The sequence below is a fragment of the Flavobacterium chungangensis genome (assembly GCF_042654045.1).
GTDB classification, from domain to species: domain Bacteria; phylum Bacteroidota; class Bacteroidia; order Flavobacteriales; family Flavobacteriaceae; genus Flavobacterium; species Flavobacterium chungangensis.
The window spans coordinates 121064-138096 of the sequence record NZ_JBHSFY010000016.1; the positions used below are offsets into that span (position 1 = coordinate 121064).

The following is a 17033-nucleotide window of genomic DNA, read 5'->3' on the forward strand; positions in this document are numbered from 1 at the left end:
TAATCTTTGGCGAGATTCTCGCGGTTCTTCGACTTCGCTCAGAAAGACAAACTGTTTGTTTAATCGTAATTACAAAGTTGAAGGAAATTATACCAGCTTCAATTTATAAGTTACAAAAGACTGCGCCAAAAGCCCCGCTTTGGTATAATTAGAAACACGAATTCTCGAATTTCCAATCTCATAGTAAGGCGTGTGTTTTAGCTTTTGAAGTAGTTTTTTATAATAAACATAAGCGGTATAAACCCCAAATTTGGCTTCTATTGGTAATTTTACAATTCCTTGATAGGCAATTCTAAAATCTTCTTCGATTTCTTTGATGATTTGATTTTTCGAATCTTCGTTGAAATTATTCAGATTTACGCCAGGAAAATAAGTGCGATTCAAGATCGTATTATCGTCTTTTAAATCTCTCAAGAAATTTACTTTCTGAAAAGCAGAACCTAAACGCATAGCTTCGTTTTTCAGCTGTTCGTATTTATGCTCTTTTCCAGATACAAAAACTTTCAAACACATTAATCCGACAACATCTGCAGAACCGTAAATGTAATCTATGTATTCGGTTTGTGTTTGGTAATTTGATTTTATAAGATCCATTTTCATGCTTTTTAGAAAAGCCTGAACGAGATCATCGCTAATGTTGTATTCTTTTACAGTCTGTTGAAATGAATTCAAAATCGGATTTAAACTAATGCCCAATTGCATTGCTTTGTAATATTCTTTTTCGAAATCTTCAATAAGATATTCTTTTTCATAATCGTGAAATGAATCCACGATTTCGTCAGCAAAACGAACAAATCCGTAAATACTGTAAATGGCATCTCGAATGCTTGGCGAAAGCATTTTTACGGCTAGCGAAAATGAAGTACTGTAATTTTTGGTTACCAGTTTGCTGCATTTGAAAGAAACGGCGTCGAATAGTGATTTCATTTTTTTAAGATCTAAAAGATTTTTGAATTAATTCAGCTGCGAGTTTTCCTGAAATTAAAGCAGGCGGAACACCTGGCCCAGGAACGGTTAATTGTCCTGTAAAATATAAATTCTTGACTTTTTTGCTTTTTAATTTTGGTCTTAAAAAAGCGGTTTGCAAGAGCGTATTGGCCATTCCATAAGCATTTCCTTTGTAGGCGTTATAATCGCTTACAAAGTCATTTTTACAAAATGATCTCTTAAAGATAATATTATTTTTTATTTTTTGTTGCGTAAGTTCTTCAAAACGAGCGATTATCTTTTCGAAATATTCTTCTCGTAACGCTTCGTTATCTTCGATTCCGGGCGCTAACGGAATTAAGAAAAATCCAGATTCCATTCCGTTTGGCGCCGCGGTCACATCTGTTTTGGATGGGAAGTTGGCGTAGAATAAAGGGGCATCGGGCCATTTTGGATTATCGTAAATATCTGCAGCATGCTGGTTGAAATCGACATCAAAAAATAAAGCGTGATGCGAAATGTTTTCTATTTTTTTATTGAAGCCAACAAAAAATAGGAGAGAAGAGGGAGCAAAAACTCTGCTTTCCCAATATTTTTCAGAATACATTCTGTGTTCTTTTTCGAGTAAAATTTCCGAATGATGATAATCGGCACCACTCAAAACAATATCAGCCTTAAGGATTTCGCCATTAATTACAATTCCTTTAGCTATTTTATTTTCGACAATTATTTTATCAATTGGCGAATTGGTTTTAATGGTTACGCCAAGTTCTAATGCCAATTTTTCGATTCCTCTAATGACATCAAACATTCCAGTTTTAGGATGCCAAGTCCCTAAACCGAAATCGGCATAATTCATAAAATTATAAAAAGAAGGCGTTTTAGTTGGTTTTGCTCCAAGAAATAAAACTGGAAATTCGAGAATTTGAATTAATCTTTCATTCTTGAAATTTTTCCGAATATCAGTGCTTACGTTTTTAAAAAACTGATTGAGCTTTAATGCCGTTTCTTTGGTAATTAATTCAAGAGGAGAAACTCCAGGACGATAAACCAAATCTTTGATTGCAATGTCATAATTGCTTTTGGCTTGGTCAATAAAGCTTTGCAGTTTTTGACCGCTTCCTTTTTCGATCGTCTCAAAAGTATATTTGATCTCTTCTAGATTATCGTAAATGCTGATGAAATCATCCATTCCGAAATAAACACGATAGGCCGGATTTAATTTTATCAGTTCATAGTAATCAGAAGGTTTTTTATTGAAGTCTTGAAAAAAGCGTTCAAAAACATCTGGCATCCAATACCAGCTTGGTCCCATGTCAAAAGTAAAACCGTCTTCTTTAAATTGTCTGGCGCGACCGCCAATTGTGCTGTTTTTCTCGTAGACAGTAACTTTGTTTCCCTGTTGTGCAAGGTAACATGCGGCTGCCAAAGAAGAGAAGCCTGAGCCTATTATTTGGATAGTTTTTCTCATTTGTTTAACAAATATAAGAAAAACTTAAACAAAAATAAATTAAAGCATGTTAATAGTTTCTTCCATCGAATCAAAAACTCGAATTCTGTCTGTTAGGACTTTCTCATCAATGTATTCCACCATTTTACCCATAAGCCAGATTTCGTTGTTTTTCTGCAATAATTTCTGCCCCATAGATTTTACATATTGATTAATTACGCTTCGGTCTGGCTGAACAGTCATAAAGGAAATAAACGTAATGTTCTCAAAATGTTTGGTTAAATCCTGTAAGTTTTCAATTGGCATACTTTCTCCCAGATAAATGGTTTTGTAGCCTTTATCGAGAATTTCGTATTGCAGGTATAACAATCCTATTTGGTGAATTTCGTTTAACGGAAGTGATAAAACAAAAATTCGATCGGTTTTGATTGGTTTTCTAATTTGAAGGCTTTCTGTGTAAATCAATATTTTCTGCTTGATTAAATGACTCATGAAATGTTCATTTGCAGGAGTAATTGTTTCAGACTGCCATAATAATCCTAACTCTTTTAAAAGAGGTAAAAAATGTTCTTTAAAAACTTCTTTAAATGTTTTTTCGGTAATAAGCCAATCGAATGTATTGAAGAATAATTCTTGATCAAAGTTCATCATCGCCATTTTAAAAGAAGTGATGGCGTAGTTTTGAGAATTTTTCTTCGAAATGATTTCGCGTACCAGTTGTGGTATTTTTTCTTCAGGATAGGTTGCAATTTTAGAAATCTTATACCCGTATTCATGCAGTAACGTGATGTTTAAAAGTTTCTGCAGGTTATGAAGATTGTAAAATCTAATATTGGTGTCAGTTCGCATAGGTTCAAGGATATTGTATCTCTTTTCCCAGATGCGTATGGTATGCGCTTTTATTCCAGATAAGTTCTCAAGATCTTTAATGCTGAAAACAGTTTTAATATTGTTTATCATTTTTCGCGATTAAGTCAACAAATGTAAAATAAAATCTTAGATTCGACATTAAAACTAAATTAAAAAGATAGAGAATTAGAGGTTTACGTATTCATAATATATTTTTTACCTAAAATCAGGTATTTATTTCTTAAGAAATATATTACTTTGATAAAAAACAAAACAGCCTATCAGATTAAAATCTTGACAGGCTGTTCTTATTTTTTTTACTTTAAGTATTATTTGCAGAAAGTGGCTCTGTTTTTTGCGGCGCTTTGGCTTCCTAACTCAATTGCTTTTGTAAAATCCTTACAGCAATTTTTCTTATCGCCAATTTTGTTATAGGCCAATCCTCTTAAATTGTAGGCAACATAATCTTTCGGGTTTAAACCTAGAGAAGCGGTGCAATCTTCAATTGTTCCTTCGTAATTCTGCAGTTTGTAATTGACATTGGCTCTGCCGGTAAAAGCGTCTGCATTCATGTCGTCTAACTCGATTGTCTTGCTAAAATCAGCTTGAGCGCCTTTTAAATCGTTTAGTTTGAATTTTGCGACACCACGGTTCTGATAAGCTTCAACAAATTTAGAATTCATGCTGATAGCTTTGGTGTAATCGGCGATGGCGCCTTTTGTGTTTCCAGCTTCAGCTTTTTTCATGGCTTTGTCAAAATAGCCTGTTGCAGATTGTGCCCAGATTGAGCAAGACATCATAATAAGTGATGTTAATAGTAGGTTTTTCATAAAACTAATTTGGGATTAGTGATTTAATTATTTCCCAACGAATTTAAGAAAGTTTTTATCTTGTGAGAAAATTTCTTTTTTTAAATATTGGTTAGAAAAAAAGGTGCTTTGATATTTCCTGTATTAAAAGGTGTTTAGCGATAGTATTTCTTACTGACTACTTTGTTTTCATGATTTTCAATTTCTATAAAAACGTAATTTTTAGTGGCTTTTTTTATTTTTACAACCTGATTTAGTTCACTAACCATGCAGTCAATTACTTTTGATTGATTTAGATTCTATATAAAATTGTCTTTCTTCTTTTCTAGATCATATAGCATTAAAGAATCGTAGCCTTTCGCATACAAAAGAAGCTCTGGATTTTTAAAACTGTCTACAATAAATCCTGATTTTATTATTTTGCCATTCTGTTTTTCGATTAGTTTGAAATCATGTGGATTTCCGCTTCCAAATGAATTTACAAAAACGAAATATTTATTGTAGTCTGCGCCAATGTATCCTAGATTTTTATGAGGCGAGCCATATCCCATAATGTTTAATGTGTCGATAGTTTTGTCTCCTTTTTTTAAATTTAAACACATTTCAATGGGGTTGTTTTTATCTTCCTGAAAATATTTAAATTCTAAACTGTATCCATTGCTTAATTTGGTTTCGTAATCGTACGGATTATATTTATTAAGATATTCAATAGTTATTGTGTCTCTTTCTAGAGTTGCCTTTTCCTTGTTTGATTGAGAATTGTTTTTGTCAGTAATAATGTTGGTTGCTTTTTTTTTGTAGCTTTTTGTCTTTTCTTGGCAGGAGAAAAAAAGAAGGCAAAATGTAGAAATAAGTAATGCTTTGGTTTTCATAGATGCTTAATTAATGCAATTAAGCTAATGTAGTTTATTTTATCATTGATTATGTAGATATAAATTCTAAGTGGAATAATTCTAAAACAAAAAAGGCCAAGTAAAATAATTACTTGACCTTTTGTGACCCGACTGGGGCTCGAACCCAGGACCCCATCATTAAAAGTGATGTGCTCTACCGACTGAGCTATCGAGTCTTCATTTCTTCAATGAGGGTGCAAATATAAGTACTTTATTTAGCTTATCAAGCCTTTTTTTTAATGAATTTTGAAATAAATTTTCATTATAGAGGTAAGTGTTTGTTTTGTAGTGAAATAAAGAGATGCTTCTTAAATAAAATAAAAAAAGAAGATAGATTTTAATCGTATTTGTCTTTTAGTCTGAATTTTGCAATGAAATTGTTTGAAATCAAGAAGTTATATCCAATGTCAATAGTTTTGTCTTTAGATTTGAAATATCTTCCATCTGTATCAATTATTTCTTTTTTGTCTTGATCATTCCAGAATTCAATGTAGTATTTGTGTTCAAAAGTATCGTTTGTTTCTTTGCCTTTAAGGATTTCTGTAAATAAATAATAGCTTTCAGATTTTGTTAGATCACAAATCTGATTCCCTTTTCTGAAACTGATTCTCCATATTGGAAATAAAAGTTTTTCTTTTTTTAATGAAGTCAGCTTTATATGTTGGTATAAATATCGAACAGGTGTATATGCCCAAACTAAGGCGGTGGGTGATTGTATTCCGTAATCACGGATCGTCTTTATGATTTTGTTGTTTTTTATAAATGTTATAGTAACAGTCTCGTCGTCTGTCCAATTTCCTTCATAATTATCTTCGAGATTTAGTATGTCAGCTTTTTTAAAATTGGTTTGAATTTCTTGATATTGTTCTTTGGTTATTTTAGATTTGAAAAGTCCATTTTGTGTATTGTACTCTTGGCCGTAATAGATGATATTGCCATTGTTGTCAATGCTGATGTTTGAAATAGGGCAAGAGCCATAGCAACCCGAAGAAGAAACTATAATCTGATCATAATTCTCAGTTGGATTGATTTTGTATTGTGTCCTTGCATATTTTGCAAATATGCTATCGCCAATTTCTGTTGTTAATGTGTCTCCAATTATCGAGTGTAATTTTTGATTTTCCCAAGTTTTACTTCCTAGGTTGAAAATTTTTATACTATCATTTTCGATTTTATATTTCGTTCTAGTTCCTAAAAAGAATGTCTTTCTATTTTCTCTTTCTACAGCGTCAATTCTTTTAAAATAACCAGATTTATTTTCGGCTATATTATTTTCTAAAAAGATATATCCCCTTTTAGGTGAGCCAAATGGAGGAGGAGGCGGTGGTGGCGGAATATTGGGGTTGTTATTTGTTTGCGGTTTTCGCAGGTCATCTGTTTTGATGTAGATCCATTCTCCAAGTAGCTCTTTTTCTAGTTTTTTGTCATTATTCTTTTGGCAAGAATATAGAATGAAAAATAATATGGCAGGTAATAGGTGTGTTAGCTTCATATATTTACTTTGATTGGGGTTATGTTAATGTAAATATAATCGATTTTTGAGATAGTTTTAATGATAAAACTAAGGAGAGGTTTTGAAATAAAAAAGCGGAAATCTTTAACTAATAAAGATTTCCGCTTTAAGTGACCATGGAGGGATTTGAACCCTCACGCCCTTGCGAGCACCACCCCCTCAAGATGGCGAGTCTACCGTTTCTCCACATGGCCTAAAAAGAAAAAAGGTCGAGTAAAATAAATTACCCGACCTTTTGTGACCCGACTGGGGCTCGAACCCAGGACCCCATCATTAAAAGTGATGTGCTCTACCGACTGAGCTATCGAGTCATTGCTTTCAAGAAATTTAATTTGTTAATCACAAAATTTGTGACCCGACTGGGGCTCGAACCCAGGACCCCATCATTAAAAGTGATGTGCTCTACCGACTGAGCTATCGAGTCATTTAATTTCTTGAATGCGGGTGCAAATATAAGGAGTTTTTTTTGAAGTTTCCAAGCTATTTTATCATAAATTTGTCTTTTTTTTGGAAAAATTCTCAAATGCTTAGTTTATAAGGTTTTATTAATATGAAAAAAATTGTGTTGTTAGGTTATATGGGCTGCGGAAAGTCTACAATTGCCCAAAATTTGTCAAAAATTACAAATATTCCGTTCTTAGATTTAGATAAATGTATTGAAGAAAGAGTAAATTTATCCATAAATGAGATTTTTGAGAAGCATGGAGAAGTGTATTTTCGAAAATTAGAGCATGAAATGTTTGTCGAATTGCTGCAATCTTCAGAAAATACTATTATTGGTCTTGGAGGAGGAACTCCATGTTATGCCAATAATCATGAATTATTAAAAGGAGACGATGTAGTGTCTGTATATTTAAAAGCATCAATTGATACCTTATATAATAGATTGGTGCACAATAAAAGCAAACGCCCTTTGATTGCCAATATGAATGAAGAAGAAATGAAAGAGTTTATCGCGAAACATTTATTCGACAGAAGTTTTTACTACAATCAGGCAAAACATAAAGTTTCGGTTGATGATAAATCTGTCGAAGAAACGGTTCAGGATATTTTAGATATATTAGCTTAAAGAAGCATAGTCGCCGTTTTCTGAATTGAAAACAACTTGAACATGCTCTAATAAAGAAGTTGAAAGTGAAATACCTTTGAAATCTGCCTTTACAGGATATTTTTTATGATTTCGGTCAACAAGTACTGCTGTTTTGAATTTTTTAAGCGGAACGTCTAAGAAATGACGAACAGCATAGATTAATGTAGTTCCAGAGTTCAAGACATCATCAACTAGAACTAAGCCTTTGTTTTTGTATTCTTCAGGCGTTAATGAAGTTTGTATGGCTTGTTGTGGATTTTGTTTGTTTATTTTGACTTCGCAGATTGAAACTTTTAAGGTTGAAATATTGCTAAGCGCCGTAGCGATTTTTTCGGCAAAAAGAAATCCGTTAGAAGCAATTCCGGCAATTACAACTTCTTCTTCGTCTACAAAAGTCTCGTAAATTTGATAAGCGATACGTTTTATTTTATGTTCGATTTCTTGATTGGTCAAGATTATATTGCTGCTCATAGTGTATTTTTTTGCTAAGATAATTAATTTAAAATCCAATATAGATAATCCAATTTTCAATTTTTTAAATTCCAAATTCCAACTTTTGAGATAAGTTTATTTTTAGGATCTGGAATTTGATTGCTTTTTTTTGGAATTTGGAATTTCAAGATTGAAATTTGAAGATTTATTCTATTTCTTCCTCTTCATCATAAATATCGTCTCCGTAATCGTCAATGTCTCTTCGGTCTTTTTTGGTCGGACGTCCTGCTCCAGTTCTTCTAGAATGTTCTTTAGATAATTTTAATAGCTCTAAATGTGCAAAAGCTTCTGGAGGCGTTTCGTTTTTTTGATAAATATCTACCAACTTAGCTCCAACTCGATTTTGCGGAATGTCTAAAACCGTTATAATTTGTGTAATTTGATCTTTTCTAAATGTAATTCGGTCTGTGGGAAAAACTTCTTTTGAAGGTTTTGCAACTTGCCCATTTACAGTGATCTGATTCTTTTTGCAAGCTTCGGTTACCATGTTTCTAGTCTTGTAATATCGAACGCACCACAAGTATTTATCTATTCTCATAATTTTTCTAAAATCCAAGTTAAATTCTTTACAAAAATAAATCAATATTGTATCTTGCGCACCTAAAAAAATGATAATAATGAATAAATTTAAATATTATTTTGTTTTGTTACTTGCTGGTCTTGCCATCGTTTCTTGTAATAAAAATGACGATGATAAAACAGAAGTTGTTCCTTTAAGGGATTATCAAGAGCAATTTAATACTGATAATGCAGATATTGAAGAGTATTTAAAGACAAATTATATTACTGTGACAGCCAATATGGATGTAACAATTGCGCCCATAACCGATGCAGCTTCACAACCCTCAATAATGTCTTACTTAAATAGTGCTACTTATCCAAAGCTGGTTTCAAGAGAAATTCCATACATACATGGCATAACTTATAAAATGTATTATTTGGTTTTAAGAGAAGGTAGTGGCGTTGCTCCAATGAATACGGATGGTGTTTTTACTGCTTATAGAGGAGAATATTTAAAACGTGTGGAAAAGACAGATACAGAGCCAGAACATTTAACAACTACTTTCTTTGATCAGGTTATATATCCAAAGAGTATTATTGATATGTATGTAGGTAATGTTATAAAAGGATGGAGTGAAATCTTTCCTCTGTTTAAAACAGGAACAACGACTTATAATGACGATGGAACCCCAAATTACCAAGATTTTGGTGCGGGTGTTTTATTCATACCTTCAGGATTAGGATACTATGCTGCGCCACCTTCTTCAAGTACCATTCCAGCGTATGCACCTTTAATCTTTAGCTTTAAGCTTTATGATATCAGAAGAATGGATCATGAAAATAATGGTTATTCTAATGGTGTTTTATTAGAAAATCCAGATGGTGTATTTGATTATCAGGAGGATATTAACGGTGATGGTTTTGTTCGCGATTATAGAGACACAACCACATATCCTAATCCACCTGCTAACCCAGATGATACAGATGGTGATGGTATTCCAGATTTTCTAGATCATGATGATGATGGAGATGGTTATACGACAAGATTTGAACTTACAAAACCTACAGATGCTCCTTTTTCAGGATTAAGCAAATATTATCCTTACGATCCTATTTTGGATAATCCTGCTACTCCAAATGTAGATGAAAGCGAGTTGTGGGCTATTCCTAGAAGGCCAACAGGAGAGCTTACTGATCCTACGAAGCCAGAGTCAATAACAAATCCTCGTAAGTTTGTTGAGGAGGATTATACAACGCCAGGACGATTAAGAATTCATTTGGATAAAACGTATCCTTATCAAAAGAACTAAAATATAGTATTTAAATAAAAAGCCTCGAAATATTAATTTCGAGGCTTTTTTGTTTATGTTTGGGTGTTAAGTATTGATCTTTAGCTTGTTATGTTTTTATTGTAAGGTTTTATTTCTTTTTACGGAATCACGTAAGGATTTTATTTCTTATTGTTATAGATTTGAAAGAATAATATTAAAATTTTACAAAAATGAAAAAAATTATTGCATTGTTTTTAGTGCTTACTGCTTTGTCATGTAGTAGCGAAGATCAGGTCAATCAAGAAGTTTCGGCTGTAGGAGATTCAGCTTCAGTTTTAGATGGTAAAATGTTATCATTTAAAAATGAAGAACTTTTTGTTAAAGAATATTCAGATCTCGCTAGCTTAGATTCTGACGGGCTTAAAAATTGGGTTTCTTCAAAAAAGTTGGTTTCATTATTAAATACTTCAGATGATTCTGCAAGTATAGAAGGAGATGTTTTGTCTGAATCAAGAATTATCTATTCAGATGCATTAAAGTCAATTTTAAATTCAGAATCAAAAGTAAAAATTAATGGGAACGTTTTATGGTTAAATGAGCGTACTTTTTATTTGCTTTCCAAAAATCAGATTAACAAAACTCCTGAACAACTTGTTGCTGAAAAAGAAAAATTGGAAGTTTATGGCAGTTTGTTAAGCGTATCTTCTCCTGTGAAAAATTCAACAGGTAGAGATGTTATTCCAAATGAAAATAGGATAAAGACCTTTGTTTCTGGAGAGGAAAATTTTAATGTTCCAGGAAGCAGAATTAGACTTGTTTTAGATCTTTATAATGAAACAATTGTTTTGAACAATGTAATTCAATCTAGTAAAATGTATTTAAGGTCTACATTGCAATATAGATCATGCTCTACTTGGAGATGCACATGGAAAGAAGCTTCAAATAGTAGGGTAATTGACACTTACAGTCTAAGTGGTTCTAATTCAGTATTGTGGAAATTTTCATTATTTCAGATGGCAACTTCGGCTACTCAGACATCATTGATTGCGACATGGAATCCTGCAAATCTTCCTGCGCCAACTGCACCAACGGCTTGGTATACTAATTTTAATGTCTCTGGACCATTTAAAATTTATGTTGGAAATGGGCCATACCATGAAGTTCAACTTTCTTGGTACTAAAAACGGAATATTTTAGTATATAAAAAACCTCGGAATACAAATTCCGAGGTTTTTTTATGTTCAAGAAAATCTAATAATTATTTTCTTTTGATAACTCTTTCTACAGCTTCAACAATTGCTTGATTGTTTAATTTGTATTTTTCCATTAACTGCTCTGGAGTTCCAGATTCTCCAAAACTATCTTTAACAGCTACAAATTCTTGTGGAGTTGGATTGTTTAAAGCTAATACGCCAGAAACACTTTCTCCAAGACCTCCAAGGTAATTGTGCTCTTCAGCAGTAACTACACATTTTGTTTTAGCAACAGATTTTAAAATAGCTTCTTCATCAAGAGGCTTGATAGTATGGATGTTAATTACTTCAGCAGAAATTCCTTTTGCTTCAAGAGCTTCAGCAGCAATAAGAGCTTCCCAAACTAAGTGTCCAGTAGCAATGATTGTAACATCTGTTCCTTCGTTTAATAAAATTGCTTTTCCAATTACGAAAGGCTCGTCAGCAGGAGTAAAGTTAGGTACAACTGGACGTCCGAAACGTAAATAAGCTGGACCATGGTGATCTGCTAATGCTAAAGTTGCAGCTTTAGTTTGGTTGTAATCGCAAGTATTGATTACAGTCATTCCAGGCAACATTTTCATTAAACCAATATCTTCTAAGATTTGGTGCGTTGCTCCATCTTCTCCTAAAGTTAAACCAGCGTGAGAAGCACAGATTTTTACATTTTTATCTGAATAAGCAACAGATTGACGGATTTGATCGTAAACTCTACCTGTAGAAAAGTTTGCGAAAGTTCCAGTAAAAGGAATTTTTCCGCCAATTGTTAAACCTGCAGCGATTCCAATCATGTTCGCTTCAGCGATTCCGATTTGGAAAAAACGCTCTGGGTGATTTTTCTTGAAATCATCAAATTTTAATGATCCAATTAAGTCAGCACATAATGCAACAACATTTTCATTTTTTTGACCTAATTCAGTCATTCCCGCTCCAAAACCAGAACGAGTATCTTTACTTCCTGTATTTTCGTATTTTTTCATTTTTTATTTTTTGAGATGCTAAGTTTCTAAGCTGAAAACTGTCTGCTTAGACTGAGCACTTTTTAATAATCCGCTAAAGTTGAAATGTTTTGAGCTAAAGCACTAGCCAATTGATCATTGTTTGGTGCTTTACCATGCCAAGCATGAGTGTGCATCATGAAATCTACACCATTACCCATTTCTGTATGTAATAAAATGCAAACTGGTTTTCCTTTTCCTGTTCTTGATTTAGCATCAGTTAAACCAGCGATGATAGCATCAATGCTGTTTCCTTCTTTGATTTCTAAAACATCCCAGTCAAAAGCTTCAAATTTAGCGCGAATACTTCCCATTGGCAGAACTTCATCAGTTGTTCCGTCAATTTGTTTACCATTAAGGTCGATTGTTGCAATAATGTTGTCTACTTTTTTAGCAGAAGCGTACATAATCGCTTCCCAGTTCTGACCTTCTTGCAATTCTCCGTCTCCGTGTAAACTATATACGATATGATTGTCTTTGTTTAATTTTTTAGCTTGAGCTGCTCCCAAAGCTACAGATAAACCTTGTCCTAATGAACCAGATGCAATACGAACTCCAGGTAAACCTTCGTGAGTTGTTGGGTGTCCTTGTAAGCGAGAATCTAATAATCTGAAAGTTGCTAATTCTGAAACTGGAAAATAACCGCTGCGTGCTAGAACGCTATAAAAGACAGGTGAAATGTGTCCGTTTGAAAGGAAAAATAAATCTTCTCCAATTCCGTCCATATCAAAACCTTCTTTGCGGTCCATTATGTTTTGATATAATGTTACCAAAAATTCAGTACAACCTAATGAACCACCTGGGTGTCCAGAGTTTACAGCATGTACCATTCTAAGAATATCTCTTCTTACTTGGATCGTTAAATCGCTTAATTGTTGTGTGTTAGGCTTCATTTTATATGTAAAAGTTAAACTGAAGCAAAAGTAAACGTTATTTTGTGGGCAGGCAAATGATTTTTTGCTTTAGTTTTACAGCAATTGTTAAATTTTACTGTTTTTTTTACATTATGTAAAAAAATATCACGCCAGTTTTGCTTTCTAACTTTTTACAAGTGTGTTTTTTACAATTTTAATTAGTGGCATAAAAAAAATCTTGCTTTTAACAAGATTTTATTTTTTTATGATTTACTCTGTGTCGCCTTCGCTGTAGTAATTGTTTTCTTCGTCTTCAGAGCCAATGTCTTCCTGTTGGTCGTCTAACTCAGCTCCTGGAACATCCAAATCGTTTCCGATTTTATCACTGTTTTGTTTCCATTCGTGATTGTCATTGTTAATTATTCTTTCTCCAGAAATATCTTGAGGATCGATATCTTCTAATCTTTCTTCTTGATTATAAATATCTTCGGTTGCTGGGTAATCCATGTTTTCAAGGTTTTTCTCAATTTGTTCATCCTTGATTTCGTCTAATTTATCTTCTGAGTTTATCATGATTTCTAAAATTTTAGTTGAATATTAAAATTACAAAAAGAAAGAAATGAGTTTGTTATACTTTAGTAATAGGATTGTTGCAGTTTTTACATTCCGATTTTACCGATGAAATTTCTTTTAGAGCCGTCTGCGTTAGGGATAGAAGCGGCATCCTTTTGCGATAATGTCTCGTCTTAATTAAAATGATATGTTCTTGAGCAAAAGATATAGCGGATAGCCCGACCGTTAGGGAACGCCCAAATGAGGATAAGTTCAAATCTTAAAAAAAGAATCTGAAATTAAGAAAATATTAGCTAAATTTCTAATTGACAATTTTTCTAATTCATAATATTTCCCTGAAATTAAACTATCTTTGCGCTCTGAAAAAAGAAACAGATGAAGTTTGATTTATTACAAAAAGATCCGCAGTCTAAAGCAAGAGCGGGTAGTATTACTACAGATCACGGAGTTATAGAAACTCCTATTTTTATGCCAGTTGGTACTGTTGCTTCTGTAAAAGGAGTGCATCAGCGTGAATTGAAAGACGATATTAATCCGGATATTATTCTTGGAAATACCTATCATTTGTATCTGCGTCCGCAGACAGAAATTTTAGAGAAAGCCGGAGGACTTCATAAATTCATGAACTGGGATCGTAATATTTTGACTGATTCTGGAGGATATCAAGTATATTCTCTTTCTTCAAATAGAAAAATTAAAGAAGAAGGGGTAAAATTTAAGTCGCACATTGACGGTTCTTATCACTTTTTTACGCCAGAAAATGTAATGGAAATTCAGCGTACCATTGGTGCCGATATCATTATGGCTTTTGATGAATGTACGCCTTATCCTTGCGATTACCGTTATGCACAGCGTTCTATGCATATGACACATCGTTGGTTGGACAGATGTATCAATCATTTGGAAAAAGTACCTTATAAATACGGTTACGAACAAACTTTTTTCCCGATTGTTCAAGGAAGTACTTATAAGGATTTACGTCGCCAGTCGGCAGAATATATAGCTAATGCAGGACAGCAAGGAAATGCAATTGGCGGACTTTCTGTTGGAGAGCCAGCTGAAGAAATGTATGCCATGACTGAAGTAGTTTGCGAAATTCTTCCTGAAGATAAACCTCGTTATTTAATGGGGGTTGGAACTCCAATTAATATTTTAGAAAATATTGCGTTAGGAATTGATATGTTCGATTGTGTTATGCCAACTCGTAATGCCAGAAATGGTATGTTGTTTACAGCAAACGGAACAATCAATATCAAAAATAAAAAGTGGGAAGCAGATTTTTCTCCAATTGATGAAATGGGGCATACTTTTGTAGATACAGAATATACAAAAGCCTATTTACGTCACTTGTTTGCGGCCAACGAATATTTAGGAAAGCAAATCGCTACCATTCATAATCTTGGTTTCTATATGTGGTTGGTTCGTGAGGCAAGAAAACATATCTTAGCCGGAGATTTTAGACCATGGAAAGAAATGATGGTTAAAAATATGAGTCAGCGTCTTTAAGAATTTAAAGTTTCAAGTTTCAGGTTTCAGGTTCTTTATAGGACGAAATCCTACAACTTGAAACCTGAAACTAAAAAAACTTGAAACAATAAAACTATATGCTTTCAATAATAGATAAATACATCTTAAAAAGGTACCTCGGGACATTTTCTGTGATGCTTCTTTTATTTGCACCAATCGGGATCGTAATTGATGTTTCTGAAAAGGTAAATAAAATGCTTGAAAACAAGATTCCGTTTGGAGATATTGCCTTCTATTATTACAATTTTACAATTTATTTTATTAATTCGCTGTTTCCGATATTCTTGTTTTTATCGGTAATTTGGTTTACTTCAAAGTTGGCCAACAATACAGAAATTATTGCGATTTTAAGTTCTGGAATTTCATTTACACGTTTCTTGCGTCCTTATATTATAGGTGCAACTATTGTTTCGATTTTTGTTTTGCTAATGGGATTTTTTATTGTTCCTGCTGCGAGTGAAGGCTATAACAATTTTAGATACACCTATCTGAAAGGGAATGGAAAGGAACTTATGCGTGGTGAAAACACCAATGTTTTCAGACAAATTAATGATCATGATTTTATTTTTGTAAACAGTTTTAACGAAGAATCAAAAACTGCTTTCAACTTTTCTTTAGAACATTTTGAAAAAGAGAAGATGACATATAAAATCACTGCAAGCCGCATAAAATGGGATCCTAAAAAGAAGATTTACGTTTTATACGATTATACTAAAAGAACCGTAGGAGAACTAAATGACGTAATTGAAAAATCTCCAGAAAAAAATGTTGCCTTCAAATTTGAATTGGCAGATTTAACTCCAGTAGTTTATATTGCCGAAACGCTAACTCTAGGTAAACTGATCGATTTTATTGAAAAAGAAAGAAAAAGAGGTTCAGGAAACATCAATACCTATTTGGTTGTTCTTTATAAAAAATACAGTATTCCGGTTTCAGCATTTATTTTGACGATTATTGCGGTTTCGGTTTCTTCTATGAAGCGCCGTGGCGGAATGGGAATGAACCTTGCTATTGGAATTGCAATCGCGTTTTCATTTGTATTCTTTGATAAAATATTTGGTACACTTGCCGAAAAATCTACATTCTCACCTTTATTAGCTGTTTGGTTTCCGAATATTGTTTTCGGAATTTTAGCAGTTTACTTATTACGTAATGCGAAACGATAATTTAAAAAGTTATTTAAATCTACACTTAATTGTTTTTATCTGGGGTTTTACAGCTATTCTAGGCGCTTTAATTACAATTGATGCCGATAATCTGGTTTGGTACAGAATGTTGATTGCCATGATTTTTCTTGGCGGATTTATTGCATTTAAAAAACAATCTTTTCAAGTTCCGATAAAAGAATTTTTTAAGTTGATTTTTGTTGGATTATTGATCGCATTGCACTGGATTTTCTTTTTTAAAGCAATTCACGTATCCAACGTTTCTATTACGCTTTCGATATTTTCTTTGGGAGCTTTTTTTGCCTCTTTATTAGAACCCTTATTTTACGGAAGAAAGGTGCTTTGGTATGAGGTTTTCTTTGGATTAATAATTATAGCTGGTTTAGGATTGATCCTTCAAGTTGAAATAAAATATCTTACGGGAGTTTATTATGCTTTGGCAGCCATCATTTTAGGGGTTTTATTTACCTTAATGAATGGAAAATTAATTTCAGATCACGAACCTTCAGTAATTACATTTTATGAATTTGGAGCGGGCGTTTTCTTCATCACCATTTATTTTTTATTTCAAGGGAAATTTACAGCAGATTTTTTCGAAATGTCTTTAAATAATTGGGTTTTATTATTGATTTTGGCCTCAATTTGTACGGCTTATGCCTTTACCGCTTCGGTAAAAGTAATGCAGCGATTAACGCCTTATACGGTAATGTTAACGACTAATTTAGAGCCAGTTTACGGGATAGTTTTGGCTTATTTTATCTTGGGAGGAAAAGAAAAAATGAGTGTCGAATTTTACATCGGAGCAGTCATAATTATCATAACAGTTATTCTAAACGGTGTTTTCAAACATTATCAGAACAAGAAAGAAAACTTGTAATAGTTTACTTA

At 33.0% G+C, this 17033-nt stretch carries 17 protein-coding genes and 4 tRNA genes; 6 read left to right on the top strand and 15 right to left on the bottom strand.

The window, feature by feature from the left end:
• Window positions 1-87: 87 nt before the first annotated feature.
• The 10 genes from ACFO3N_RS21335 to ACFO3N_RS21380 form a co-directional block, all read right to left on the bottom strand.
• Complete coding sequence (locus tag ACFO3N_RS21335; RefSeq protein WP_095929551.1) at window positions 88-927, bottom strand: phytoene/squalene synthase family protein; 840 nt, start codon at window positions 925-927, stop codon at window positions 88-90.
• 4 nt (window positions 928-931) lie between these two features.
• Window positions 932-2398 carry a phytoene desaturase family protein gene (locus ACFO3N_RS21340; RefSeq protein ID WP_379800918.1) on the bottom strand — a complete coding sequence of 489 codons (1467 nt, stop codon included), beginning with the start codon at window positions 2396-2398 and terminating at the stop codon, window positions 932-934.
• A 39-nt stretch (window positions 2399-2437) separates the two neighbouring features.
• A complete protein-coding gene (locus ACFO3N_RS21345) occupies window positions 2438-3337 on the bottom strand; it encodes a MerR family transcriptional regulator (RefSeq protein ID WP_095929553.1) in 900 nt (299 codons plus the stop codon).
• Window positions 3338-3555: 218 nt separating this feature from the next.
• Window positions 3556-4056 (bottom strand): tetratricopeptide repeat protein, encoded by a 501-nt coding sequence (locus tag ACFO3N_RS21350; RefSeq protein ID WP_379800919.1) that lies wholly within the window; start codon window positions 4054-4056, stop codon window positions 3556-3558.
• A gap of 278 nt (window positions 4057-4334) precedes the next feature.
• Entirely contained in the window at window positions 4335-4907 is a 573-nt protein-coding gene (locus ACFO3N_RS21355; protein WP_379800920.1) for a hypothetical protein, read from the bottom strand.
• A gap of 124 nt (window positions 4908-5031) precedes the next feature.
• Window positions 5032-5104 (bottom strand) — tRNA-Lys (locus ACFO3N_RS21360).
• 161 nt (window positions 5105-5265) lie between these two features.
• Entirely contained in the window at window positions 5266-6420 is a 1155-nt protein-coding gene (locus ACFO3N_RS21365; protein ID WP_379800921.1) for a DUF6438 domain-containing protein, read from the bottom strand.
• A 132-nt stretch (window positions 6421-6552) separates the two neighbouring features.
• Window positions 6553-6635 (bottom strand) — tRNA-Leu (locus tag ACFO3N_RS21370).
• A gap of 44 nt (window positions 6636-6679) precedes the next feature.
• Window positions 6680-6752: transfer RNA gene (locus ACFO3N_RS21375), tRNA-Lys, on the bottom strand.
• Window positions 6753-6792: 40 nt separating this feature from the next.
• Window positions 6793-6865, bottom strand: a tRNA-Lys gene (locus ACFO3N_RS21380).
• Window positions 6866-6991: 126 nt separating this feature from the next.
• Here ACFO3N_RS21380 and ACFO3N_RS21385 point away from each other — a divergent pair.
• Window positions 6992-7510: a shikimate kinase gene (locus ACFO3N_RS21385; RefSeq protein ID WP_379800922.1), complete on the top strand. Its 519-nt coding sequence runs from the start codon at window positions 6992-6994 to the stop codon at window positions 7508-7510.
• Here ACFO3N_RS21385 and ACFO3N_RS21390 read toward each other — a convergent pair.
• A complete protein-coding gene (locus ACFO3N_RS21390) occupies window positions 7502-8002 on the bottom strand; it encodes a phosphoribosyltransferase domain-containing protein (protein WP_379800923.1) in 501 nt (166 codons plus the stop codon). The two genes, ACFO3N_RS21385 and ACFO3N_RS21390, sit on opposite strands and share 9 nt — an antisense overlap.
• Window positions 8003-8168: 166 nt before the next feature.
• The gene (locus ACFO3N_RS21395; protein WP_248728003.1) at window positions 8169-8561 is read right to left on the bottom strand and encodes an RNA-binding S4 domain-containing protein; all 393 of its coding nucleotides are present in this window, start codon (window positions 8559-8561) and stop codon (window positions 8169-8171) included.
• A 79-nt stretch (window positions 8562-8640) separates the two neighbouring features.
• Between ACFO3N_RS21395 and ACFO3N_RS21400 the strand changes: the two genes are divergently transcribed.
• Both ACFO3N_RS21400 and ACFO3N_RS21405 read left to right on the top strand, forming a co-directional pair.
• Window positions 8641-9834, top strand: a complete 1194-nt coding sequence (locus ACFO3N_RS21400; protein ID WP_379800924.1) for an FKBP-type peptidyl-prolyl cis-trans isomerase — start codon at window positions 8641-8643, stop codon at window positions 9832-9834.
• A gap of 191 nt (window positions 9835-10025) precedes the next feature.
• Entirely contained in the window at window positions 10026-10976 is a 951-nt protein-coding gene (locus tag ACFO3N_RS21405) for a hypothetical protein (RefSeq protein WP_379800925.1), read from the top strand.
• 77 nt (window positions 10977-11053) lie between these two features.
• Here ACFO3N_RS21405 and ACFO3N_RS21410 read toward each other — a convergent pair whose 3' ends face one another.
• The 3 genes from ACFO3N_RS21410 to ACFO3N_RS21420 form a co-directional block, all read right to left on the bottom strand.
• The gene (locus tag ACFO3N_RS21410) at window positions 11054-12007 is read right to left on the bottom strand and encodes a transketolase family protein (protein WP_248728000.1); all 954 of its coding nucleotides are present in this window, start codon (window positions 12005-12007) and stop codon (window positions 11054-11056) included.
• Between the two features lie 62 nt (window positions 12008-12069).
• On the bottom strand, window positions 12070-12918 hold the full coding sequence (locus tag ACFO3N_RS21415) for a transketolase (protein WP_095931688.1): 849 nt from the start codon (window positions 12916-12918) through the stop codon (window positions 12070-12072).
• A 231-nt stretch (window positions 12919-13149) separates the two neighbouring features.
• On the bottom strand, window positions 13150-13452 hold the full coding sequence (locus ACFO3N_RS21420) for a hypothetical protein (protein ID WP_379800926.1): 303 nt from the start codon (window positions 13450-13452) through the stop codon (window positions 13150-13152).
• 375 nt (window positions 13453-13827) lie between these two features.
• On the opposite strand from ACFO3N_RS21420, the gene tgt reads away from it, so the two are divergent.
• The 3 genes from tgt to ACFO3N_RS21435 all read left to right on the top strand — a co-directional run bounded on the left by tgt (window position 13828) and on the right by ACFO3N_RS21435 (window position 17022).
• A complete protein-coding gene (tgt, locus tag ACFO3N_RS21425) occupies window positions 13828-14958 on the top strand; it encodes a tRNA guanosine(34) transglycosylase Tgt (RefSeq protein ID WP_095931686.1) in 1131 nt (376 codons plus the stop codon).
• Window positions 14959-15056: 98 nt separating this feature from the next.
• Complete coding sequence (locus tag ACFO3N_RS21430; RefSeq protein ID WP_379800927.1) at window positions 15057-16145, top strand: LptF/LptG family permease; 1089 nt, start codon at window positions 15057-15059, stop codon at window positions 16143-16145.
• Window positions 16132-17022 (top strand): DMT family transporter, encoded by an 891-nt coding sequence (locus ACFO3N_RS21435; protein ID WP_095931684.1) that lies wholly within the window; start codon window positions 16132-16134, stop codon window positions 17020-17022. Before ACFO3N_RS21430 ends, ACFO3N_RS21435 begins: the two co-directional genes overlap by 14 nt.
• Window positions 17023-17033: the final 11 nt, after the last annotated feature.